Consider the following 8,966-nt stretch of genomic DNA (forward strand, 5'->3'; position numbering starts at 1 on the left):
CCACGGGCGAACCCGCCACCGCAGCCTCGGAGTTGATCTCCACCCTCACGCATCCTCCCCCTGAAGGCCTTCGTGAAGCGGAGATCATGCCCCGGTCTCGGTCGCGGCCGCCGCCGGCTTCGTCGCCCTGCTCTCCGCCGCCAACATGGCCGGGCGGATCGGCTGGTCGAGTTCGTCGATGCGGGCGGTCGAGGGGCCGCGGCGGCGGCTCAGGGCGCGGGCGGTGAACTCGGCCTCGCGCAGGACGCGTTGGACGTTGCCCCAGGTCAGCAGGGCGATGTCGGCGTCGGGCCAGCCGCGGGTGAGGAGTTCGGCGATGAGGTGGGGGTACGCGGCGGCGTCCGGGAGGCCGTCGGGGTGGGGGCGGCCGGTGTCGTAGCCGCCGGAGAGGCCGACGGCGTGCGGGCCGGCCAGCGCGCGGACGTGGTCGAGGTGGTCGGCGACGTCGGCCAGGCGGGGGCCGGTGCGGTCCGCGGCGAAGCCGACCATGCACAGGCCGCGCGCCGCGCCGAGCGCGGCGAGGACGTCGTCGGGGACGTTCGCCGGGTGGTCGGTCAGCGCGCGGGCGCCGGAGTGGGCGAACAGGACGGGGGCCTTCGCGGCGGCGAGGACGGCGTACGTCGTCTCCTCGGTCGCGCCGGAGAGGTCGACGAGCATCCCGCAGCGGTTCATCTCCCGCACCACCTCGACGCCGAAGCGGGTGAGCCCGCGCCCGTCGCGGGTCCAGCGGGCCCCGGCGAGGGTGAGGCTGTGCACGCCGAGGTCGCGCAGTGCGCGCAGGGTGCCGAGCGAGTCGCCGATCGCCGCGGCCGGGGCGGGCCCGAGGAACGAGGCGACGCGGCCGCGGGAGCGGGCGTCGGCGGCGTCCTCCGCGGTGCGGGCGATGAGGAAGCCCTCGGAGTGGCTGCGGACCAGGGCCTGCACGCGGTCGATCCGCTCCAGCGTGCCGCCGACCGCGCAGTCGTCGGCGTCGGTGTCGTCGTCCGCGCCCCGCGGTGCGGGGTGCGCGGTGTGCAGCGACCAGAACTGGGCGCCGACGCCGCCTGCGCGGAGGCGGGGGAGGTCGGTGTCCAGGGCGCTCTCGCCCAGTTCTATGTCGTACCAGGGCAGCGAGTGCAGGGCGCGGGCGAGGCCGTTGAAGCCGTCGGCGACGGGGTGGGCGGCGAGCAGCGTGCGGGCCCGGGCGAGGGGGTCGTCCTGCTGCGCGCGGCCCTCCGGCGCGCCCTCGGGCGCGGAGGTGGGGCCGACGCCGGCCGCCTCCGGTTCCGGGGGGAGGAGAGAGGTGGCGGTCCGGGAAGTGGGGGCTGTGTCGGCCATGGAGCGGCTCCGGTTTAAGGCAAATGGGCTACGTCCACCGTGACACGCAGGCACTCCTCCCTCACGGTGCGTGGAGCCGAACGGGTGACGGGCCGTTATCCGTCCAGCTCCTCCAAGGTCGCGTTGGACGGCCCCCGGACCGCCTGCTCCGCCCGGGCGACGTCCTCCGCCGCGCGCAGCGCGCGGACCGGGTTGTGCCAGGTCAGCTTGGCGAGGTCGGCCGACGACCAGCCGCGGCGCAGGAGTTCGGCGATCAGCCGCGGGTAGCCGGAGACGTCGTCGAGGCCGGCCGGGGTGAAGGGGGTGCCGTCGTAGTCGCCGCCGAGGCCGATGTGGTCGACGCCGGCGACCTCGCGCAGGTGGTCGAGGTGGTCGGCGACGGTGGAGACGGTCGCGACCGGCCGCGTGTGCTCGGCCTCGAAGGCGCGGTGGACGGCCATGGCGGCGGGGTCGGTGTCCAGCGGGTGCAGGCCGTGCGCCCGCATGTTGTCCTCGGCGCGGCGGGTCCACTCCCCCGCGTCCGGCAGGACGAACTTGGGCACGAACGTGGCCATGGCGACGCCGCCGTTGGCCGCGAGCAGTTCGAGGACGTCGTCGGGGATGTTGCGCGGGTGGTCGGCGACGGCGCGCGCGGAGGAGTGCGAGAAGACGACGGGCGCGGTGCTCGCGGCGAGCGCGGCGCGCATCGTGGCGGGGGCGGTGTGGCTGAGGTCGACGAGCATGCCGAGCCGGTTCATCTCGCGGACCACCTCGACGCCGAAGCGGCTGAGTCCGCCGACGCCGGGTCCGTCGTCGGTGGCGGAGTCGGCCCAGCGGATGTGGTCGTTGTGGGTCAGCGTCATGTACCGGACGCCGAGGGCGTGCAGCGCGCGCAACGTGGCGAGCGACTCGTTGATGGAGTGGCCGCCCTCCGCGCCCATGAGGGACGCGATCCGGCCCTCGCCGCGCGCCCGCTCCATGTCGTCCGCGGTGAGCGCGCGGGCGAGGTCGGCGGGGTAGCGGGCGAGCATCTGGTCGACGGCGTCGATCTGCTCCAGGGTCGCGCTCACGGCCGCGTCACCGGTCAGGTCGGTGCGGACGTAAACCGACCAGAACTGGGCGCCGACGCCGCCGGCCCGCAGCCGGGGCAGGTCGGTGTGGAGGTGCTCCGACTGGTCGGCGGCGAGGTCGCGCCGGTCGAGGTCGTAGCGCACCTGGCCGCGCAGCGCCCAGGGGAGGTCGTTGTGGCCGTCGACGACGGGGTGCTCGGCGAGCAGGCGCCGGGCCTCGGCGAGGAGGTCAGGGTCGAGGTCGGTCGTCATGTCGTGCTCCGTGTCCGCGGGGAGGTGATGGCCGGGGGGAAGGACGGGAGGGCGGGGCCGCCGTGGGCCCCGCCCTCCCCTCGGGGCATGAGAACGCCGCTCAGCCGCCGAAGCCGAACGAGTCCGTGCCCGCGACCTTCGACCGCAGCCGCTTGCCCTTCTCGGTGGCCTGCTCGTTCAGCTCCTGCAGGAACCCCCGCATCCGCTCCTGGAGGGCCGGGTCGGCCGCGCCCAGGATGCGCGCGGCCAGCAGGCCCGCGTTGCGCGCGCCGGCGACCGAGACGGTCGCGACCGGGACGCCGGCCGGCATCTGCACGATGGACAGCAGGCTGTCCATGCCGTCCAGGTACTTCAGCGGCACGGGCACGCCGATGACGGGCAGCGGGGTGACCGAGGCGAGCATCCCGGGCAGGTGGGCCGCCCCGCCCGCGCCGGCGACGATCGCCTTCAGCCCGCGGCCGGCCGCCTCCTCGCCGTACGCGATCATCTCGCGCGGCATGCGGTGCGCGGAGACGACGTCGACCTCGTAGGGGATGCCGAACTCGTCGAGCGCCCGGGCGGCCTGCTCCATGACGGGCCAGTCGGAGTCGGAGCCCATGACGATGCCGACCAGCGGCTGGGTGGCGCTCATTCCTGAATCGTTCCTCGCAGGTAGTCGGCGGCGTGACGGGCGCGGGCGAGCACGTCGTCGAGGTCGTCGCCGTAGGTGTTGACGTGGCCGACCTTGCGGCCGGGCTTCACGTCCTTGCCGTACATGTGGATCTTGAGCTGCGGGTCGTGCGCCATGCAGTGCAGGTACGCCCGGTACATGTCCGGGTAGTCGCCGCCGAGCACGTTGGCCATGACCGTCCACTTCGCGCGCGGGCGGGGGTCGCCGAGCGGCAGGTCGAGGACGGCGCGCACGTGGTTGGCGAACTGCGAGGTGACCGCGCCGTCCTGGGTCCAGTGGCCGGAGTTGTGCGGGCGCATCGCGAGCTCGTTGACGAGGATCGCGGGCCGGCCCTCGGCGTCGCGGGTCTCGAACAGCTCGACCGCCAGGTGGCCGACGACGCCGAGCTCCTCGGCGATCCGCAGCGCGAGCGCCTGCGCCTCGCCGCCGAGGTCCTCGTCGAGGTCCGGCGCGGGCGCGATGACGGTGTCGCAGACGCCGTCGACCTGGCGGGACTCCACGACGGGGTAGGCGACGGCCTGGCCGTGCGGGGAGCGGACGACGTTGGCGGCCAGCTCCCGCACGAAGTCGACCTTCTCCTCGGCGAGGACGGGCACACCGGCCAGGAACGGGTCGCGGGCCTCGGGGGCGTCGGCGGACCGGACGAACCACACGCCCTTGCCGTCGTAGCCGCCGCGCACCGTCTTGAGGATGACGGGGAAGCCGTCGCCCTCCGCGGCGAACGCGGCGACGTCCGCCGGGTCGCTCACGAGGCGGTGCCGCGGGCAGGGCGCGCCGAGCGCGGTGAGCCGCTCGCGCATCACACCCTTGTCCTGCGCGTGCACCAGCGCGTCGGGCCCGGGGCGGACGGGGACGCCGTCGGCCTCCAGGGCGCGCAGGTGCTCGACGGGGACGTGCTCGTGATCGAACGTGATCACGTCGCAGCCCTGCGCGAAGGCGCGCAGCGTCTCCAGGTCGCGGTGGTCGCCGACCACGACCTCGCCCACGACCTGCGCGGCCGAGTCCTGCGGAGTATCGGACAGAAGCTTGAATCTCAGGCCGAGGGGGATGCCCGCCTCGTGGGTCATGCGGGCGAGCTGACCGCCGCCGACCATGCCGACTACCGGGAACGTCACCCGTCCAGGGTATCGGCCGGCGGCGGCGGGCCGACCGGGCGGCTGGTTAGAGTGGCGCTACCGGGGTGAACCGGGCGCAACCGACGGAGCGGGGCTGAGCGACCACCATGAGTGCACCTGCACCGAAGCCCGGGAGCACGCTCGCGCCCGCGTCCGGGGGCGCGCGGGGCTCGCGGTCCTCCCGGATCTGGCGGGAGGTGGTGAAGTTCGGAGCCGTCGGCGGTCTGGGGCTCCTGGTGAACTTCGCGGTCTTCAACCTGCTGCGGCACACGACCGAACTGCAGGTGGTCCGGGCCGGGGTGATCGCCACCGTCGTCGCCATCGCGTGCAACTACGTGGGCTTCCGCTACTTCACCTACCGCGAGCGCGACAAGACCCGCCGCACCAAGGAGCTCTCGCTGTTCCTGCTGTTCAGCGCCGCGGGCCTGGTGATCGAGAACGGCATCCTGTACGCCGTCACCTACGGCCTCGGCCTCGACACCCCGCTGCAGAGCAACATCGCGAAGTTCGTCGGCATCGGGGTCGCCACCCTGTTCCGCTTCTGGTCGTACCGGACGTGGGTGTTCCGGGCGCTGCCCGCCCGGGAGGCGCTGGCGCAGGCGGAGTCGTTCCTCGACGCCCCCGCGCCGCCGCGCGCCACCGACCGCCGGGCGCCGTAGGACGGACTCAGCGCACGGGCCCCGGCTCCGGCGGGGCGGCCGGGACGCCGTCCTGCCCGGCGTCGTCGCTGGCCCGGGACAGGAACAGCGCGAAGACCGCCGGTTTCGTCTGCAGCATCTCCAGGCGGCCGCCGTCCGCCTCGGCGAGGTCGCGGGCGACCGCGAGGCCGATGCCGGTGGAGTTGCGGCCGCTGATGGCCCGCTCGAAGATCCGCGCCCCGAGGTCGGCGGGGACGCCGGGCCCCTCGTCGGTGACCTCGACGACGAGCTGGTTGCCCGCCACCCGGCTGCGCAGGGCGACGGTGCCGCCGCCGTGCATCAGCGAGTTCTCGATCAGCGCGGCGAGCACCTGGGCGACCGCGCCGGGGGTGCCGACGGCCCGCTGCCCCCGCTTCCCGGAGTGCACGACGGCCCGCCCGGCGCTGCGGTAGGCGGGGCGCCACTCCTCCAGCTGCTGGCGGACCACGTCGTCGAGGTCGAAGGCGACCGCCGAGCCCGTCCGCGGGTCGCGGGAGTTCGTCAGGAGCCGCTCGACGACGTCCGTGAGCCGTTCGACCTGGGCGAGCGCGATCGCCGCCTCCTCGCGGACGGTCGGCAGGTCGTCGGTCGCGGAGATCTCCTCCAGACGCATGGAGAGCGCGGTGAGCGGGGTGCGCAGCTGGTGCGAGGCGTCGGCGGCCAGCCGCCGCTCGGCGGTGAGCATCCGGCCGATCCGCTCGGCCGAGCCGTCCAGGACGTCGGCGACCCGGTCCAGCTCGGGGACGCCGTACCGCTTGTGCCGGGGGCGGGGGTCGCCGGAGCCGAGCCGCTCGGCGGTCTCGGCGAGGTCGGTGAGCGGGGAGGCGAGACGGTTGGCCTGCCGGACGGCGAGCAGCGCGGCGGCGACGATGGCCAGCAGGGCCGTGGCCGCGATGATCAGCAGGGTGGCGCCCAGCTCGCGGGTGACCGCGGAGCGCGGCTCCTGGACGGTGACGGTCTCGCCGCGCTCGCCGGTGGCGCTGCCCTCGATCACCTCGCCGTCCGGCGGGGTGCCGATCTCGACGGTGTCGCGGCCGGGGATCTCGACCCGCGCGTACCGGTCGACGCCGAGCTGCTGCCCGAGCACGGTGGTGCTGATCCGCTCGCCGTCGACGATCCGCGCGTCGACGATGCTCGCCAGCCGGGCGGCCTCGTAGTCGACGCGCTCCTGGGCGCTGTTGGTGATGGTCCGGGTCTCGACGAGGACGAGCGAGACCCCGAAGACGGCGATCACGACGAGCACGACGGCGAGCGTGGAGTTGATCAGTCGGCGGCGCATGCGCTGAGGGAACCGTCAGCTCTTCTCGAAACGGAAGCCGACACCCCGGACGGTGGCGATGAAGCGCGGGTTGGCCGCGTCGTCGCCGAGCTTCTTGCGCAGCCAGGAGATGTGCATGTCGAGGGTCTTGGTCGACGACCACCAGGTGGTGTCCCAGACCTCGCGCATCAGCTGGTCGCGGGTGACCACCCGGCCGGCGTCGCGGACCAGGACCCGCAGCAGGTCGAACTCCTTGGCGGTGAGCTGGAGCTCGTCGTCGCCCATCCAGGCGCGGTGCGACTCGACGTCGATCCGCACCCCGTGGGTGGCCGGGGCCTCCTTGTGCTCGGCGGCGCCGCGGCGGAGCAGGGCCCGGACCCGGGCGAGCAGCTCGGCGAGGCGGAACGGCTTGGTGACGTAGTCGTCGGCGCCGGCGTCGAGGCCGACCACGGTGTCGACCTCGTCGGCGCGGGCGGTGAGCACCAGGATCGGGAAGGAGTGCCCCTCGGCCCGCAGCCGGCGGGCGACCTCCAGGCCGTCCATGCCGGGCAGTCCGAGGTCGAGGACGACGAGGTCGACCGCGTCGCGCAGGCCGGCCTCGAGGGCGCCGGGGCCGTCCTCGCGCACCTCGACCTCGTACCCCTCGCGGCGCAGCGCGCGGGCCAGCGGTTCCGAGATGGACGCGTCGTCCTCGGCGAGCAGTACACGGGTCATGGGGTGATGGTAGTCCGCGGGGAACGGGCCGCGGTGGCTGATGGTGCAGGCGACCGATCCGTGGGTGGCATCCTGGTACGGACCTTGGAATCTGCGCGTACGGTTCCGGTTTCACCTGTGATCCATCTCTCAAACCCTTCCAAACGGGTTTTTATGGTCCGTAGAGTGTCCGGGTCGTGCGTGCGCCCCGTCGTGGCCGCGCGCCCCGGCACAGACCTGTAGGTCGGGCCCCCGTCCGCGAGGAAGCGGCAGGGGCGTGGTTCCCGGTACCCCACGTGCCGGTGCCGACCTCCCCCCACCCGGGCGCGTCCGCTCCCCCTGCGAGCAGGGCCGCGGCGCGTCCCGAGCCAGCAAGGAACCCCCATGGCGTCCTCTCTGACGAAGGACTCGTCCGCGCCCCCGCGCGGCGAGAAGACCTTCCTCGGCCACCCCGTCGGTCTGGCCTACCTGTTCCTGACCGAGATGTGGGAGCGGTACAGCTTCTACGGGATGCGCGCCCTGCTCGTCCTGTACCTGTCGGCCGCCGTCGTCGACGGTGGTCTCGGTCTGAACGTCGCCACGGCGACGGCGATCTACTCCGTCTACAACGCCCTGGTGTACCTGCTCGCCCTGCCGGGCGGCTGGCTCGGCGACCGGGTCTGGGGTCCGCGGAAGACCACCGCGGTCGGCGCCGCGGTCATCATGGCCGGCCACTTCACGCTCGCCCTGCCGTGGGCCGGCTCGTTCTACCTCGGCCTCGGCCTGATCGCCGCGGGTTCGGGTCTGCTGAAGGCCAACATCTCCACGATGGTCGGCCACCTCTACCCGGACAAGAACGACCCGCGCCGCGACGGCGGCTTCTCGGTCTTCTACATGGCGATCAACCTCGGCGCCTTCGCCGCGCCGCTGACGATCGGCACGGTCGGCCAGACGGTCAACTGGCACCTGGGCTTCGCGATGGCCGGTGTCGGCATGGCGCTCGGCCTGATGTGCTTCCTGTTCGGCACCCGCCACCTGTCGGCCGAGTCCGACGTCGTCCCCGCACCGGTGTCCGCCGCCGAGAAGGCCGCGCTCTGGAAGAAGGTCGCGCTCTGGACCGGCCTGGCGGTCGTGTTCTACGGCGCCGTCGCCCTCGGCGGCCTGTTCACCGTGAACTGGATGCTGTGGCCGCTGACGATCCTCGGCCTGGCGCTGCCGGTCTGGTACCTGGTCAAGATGAAGCGCGACCCCGACCTGACCGCCACCGAGCAGTCCCGGGTCTCCGCGTACATCTGGTTCTTCGTCGTCGCCGCCATCTTCTGGGGCATCTACGACCAGACCGGCTCCACGCTGACGGTCTTCGCCTCGGACAACACCGCGAACACCCTGTGGGGCTTCGAGTTCCCCTCCAGCTGGTACCAGTCGCTCAACCCGCTCTACGTCATGGCGCTGGCCCCGGTCTTCGCCTGGCTGTGGGTGGCGCTGAACAGGCGCGGCAAGGAGCCGAGCACGCTCACGAAGTTCGCCAACGGCGTCTTCCTGATCGGCCTGTCCTTCTTCGTGATGATGCTCGCGCAGGCGGCCGCCTCCGGCGACGCCAAGGTCACGCCGCTGTGGCTGTGCGGGGTCTACCTGATCCAGACGGTCGGCGAGCTGACGCTGTCCCCGGTCGGCCTGTCGCTCACCACCAAGCTGGCGCCGGAGAAGTACGGCTCCCAGATGATGGGCGTCTGGTTCCTGGCCGTCACCGCCGGCGACTCCGTCATCGCCCTGCTGCAGCTGATCGGCGCGCCGACCGACACCGGGTGGTGGTTCGCGTCCCAGGGCGCGATCGCGGCCCTGGCCGGCATCGCGGTCTTCGTGTTCCGCAAGAAGGTGCAGCCGATGATGGCGGGCGTCCACTAGGACGTCCCGTGCCCCGCCCGCACGCGAAAGGACCGCCGCACCGAAGAGGTG

General features: G+C 73.4%; 8 protein-coding genes. 2 read left to right on the plus strand and 6 right to left on the minus strand.

What is annotated here, in order from left to right; translation table 11 throughout:
• Window positions 1-84: 84 nt before the first annotated feature.
• From ACFWEG_RS26690 to ACFWEG_RS26705, 4 genes are all read right to left on the minus strand, one after another.
• Window positions 85-1,317: a dipeptidase gene (locus ACFWEG_RS26690; protein ID WP_387220043.1), complete on the minus strand. Its 1,233-nt coding sequence runs from the start codon at window positions 1,315-1,317 to the stop codon at window positions 85-87.
• 95 nt (window positions 1,318-1,412) lie between these two features.
• The gene (locus ACFWEG_RS26695; protein WP_387220045.1) at window positions 1,413-2,618 is read right to left on the minus strand and encodes a dipeptidase; all 1,206 of its coding nucleotides are present in this window, start codon (window positions 2,616-2,618) and stop codon (window positions 1,413-1,415) included.
• Between the two features lie 100 nt (window positions 2,619-2,718).
• Window positions 2,719-3,249: a 5-(carboxyamino)imidazole ribonucleotide mutase gene (gene purE, locus ACFWEG_RS26700; RefSeq protein WP_387220047.1), complete on the minus strand. Its 531-nt coding sequence runs from the start codon at window positions 3,247-3,249 to the stop codon at window positions 2,719-2,721.
• A complete protein-coding gene (locus ACFWEG_RS26705; protein ID WP_387220050.1) occupies window positions 3,246-4,403 on the minus strand; it encodes a 5-(carboxyamino)imidazole ribonucleotide synthase in 1,158 nt (385 codons plus the stop codon). Before ACFWEG_RS26705 ends, purE begins: the two co-directional genes overlap by 4 nt.
• Before the next feature lie 107 nt (window positions 4,404-4,510).
• Between ACFWEG_RS26705 and ACFWEG_RS26710 the strand changes: the two genes are divergently transcribed.
• The gene (locus ACFWEG_RS26710) at window positions 4,511-5,062 is read left to right on the plus strand and encodes a GtrA family protein (RefSeq protein ID WP_387220052.1); all 552 of its coding nucleotides are present in this window, start codon (window positions 4,511-4,513) and stop codon (window positions 5,060-5,062) included.
• A 7-nt stretch (window positions 5,063-5,069) separates the two neighbouring features.
• Here ACFWEG_RS26710 and ACFWEG_RS26715 read toward each other — a convergent pair whose 3' ends face one another.
• Window positions 5,070-6,359 (minus strand): ATP-binding protein, encoded by a 1,290-nt coding sequence (locus ACFWEG_RS26715; RefSeq protein WP_387220055.1) that lies wholly within the window; start codon window positions 6,357-6,359, stop codon window positions 5,070-5,072.
• A gap of 15 nt (window positions 6,360-6,374) precedes the next feature.
• Window positions 6,375-7,052 carry a response regulator transcription factor gene (locus ACFWEG_RS26720; RefSeq protein ID WP_387220057.1) on the minus strand — a complete coding sequence of 226 codons (678 nt, stop codon included), beginning with the start codon at window positions 7,050-7,052 and terminating at the stop codon, window positions 6,375-6,377.
• Between the two features lie 363 nt (window positions 7,053-7,415).
• On the opposite strand from ACFWEG_RS26720, the gene ACFWEG_RS26725 reads away from it, so the two are divergent.
• The gene (locus ACFWEG_RS26725; RefSeq protein WP_387220059.1) at window positions 7,416-8,915 is read left to right on the plus strand and encodes a peptide MFS transporter; all 1,500 of its coding nucleotides are present in this window, start codon (window positions 7,416-7,418) and stop codon (window positions 8,913-8,915) included.
• Window positions 8,916-8,966: the final 51 nt, after the last annotated feature.

This window comes from Streptomyces sp. NPDC060194 (genome assembly GCF_042728285.1).
In the GTDB taxonomy this organism is placed as follows: Bacteria; Actinomycetota; Actinomycetes; order Streptomycetales; family Streptomycetaceae; genus Streptomyces.

Coding starts and splice junctions, on each gene's coding strand:
- ACFWEG_RS26720 (WP_387220057.1), bottom strand. CDS start 7,052: ATGACCCGTGTACTGCTCGCCGAGGACGACGCGTCCATCTCGGAACCG.
- ACFWEG_RS26695 (WP_387220045.1), bottom strand. CDS start 2,618: ATGACGACCGACCTCGACCCTGACCTCCTCGCCGAGGCCCGGCGCCTG.
- ACFWEG_RS26725 (WP_387220059.1), top strand. CDS start 7,416: ATGGCGTCCTCTCTGACGAAGGACTCGTCCGCGCCCCCGCGCGGCGAG.
- ACFWEG_RS26710 (WP_387220052.1), top strand. CDS start 4,511: ATGAGTGCACCTGCACCGAAGCCCGGGAGCACGCTCGCGCCCGCGTCC.
- ACFWEG_RS26690 (WP_387220043.1), bottom strand. CDS start 1,317: ATGGCCGACACAGCCCCCACTTCCCGGACCGCCACCTCTCTCCTCCCC.
- purE (WP_387220047.1), bottom strand. CDS start 3,249: ATGAGCGCCACCCAGCCGCTGGTCGGCATCGTCATGGGCTCCGACTCC.
- ACFWEG_RS26715 (WP_387220055.1), bottom strand. CDS start 6,359: ATGCGCCGCCGACTGATCAACTCCACGCTCGCCGTCGTGCTCGTCGTG.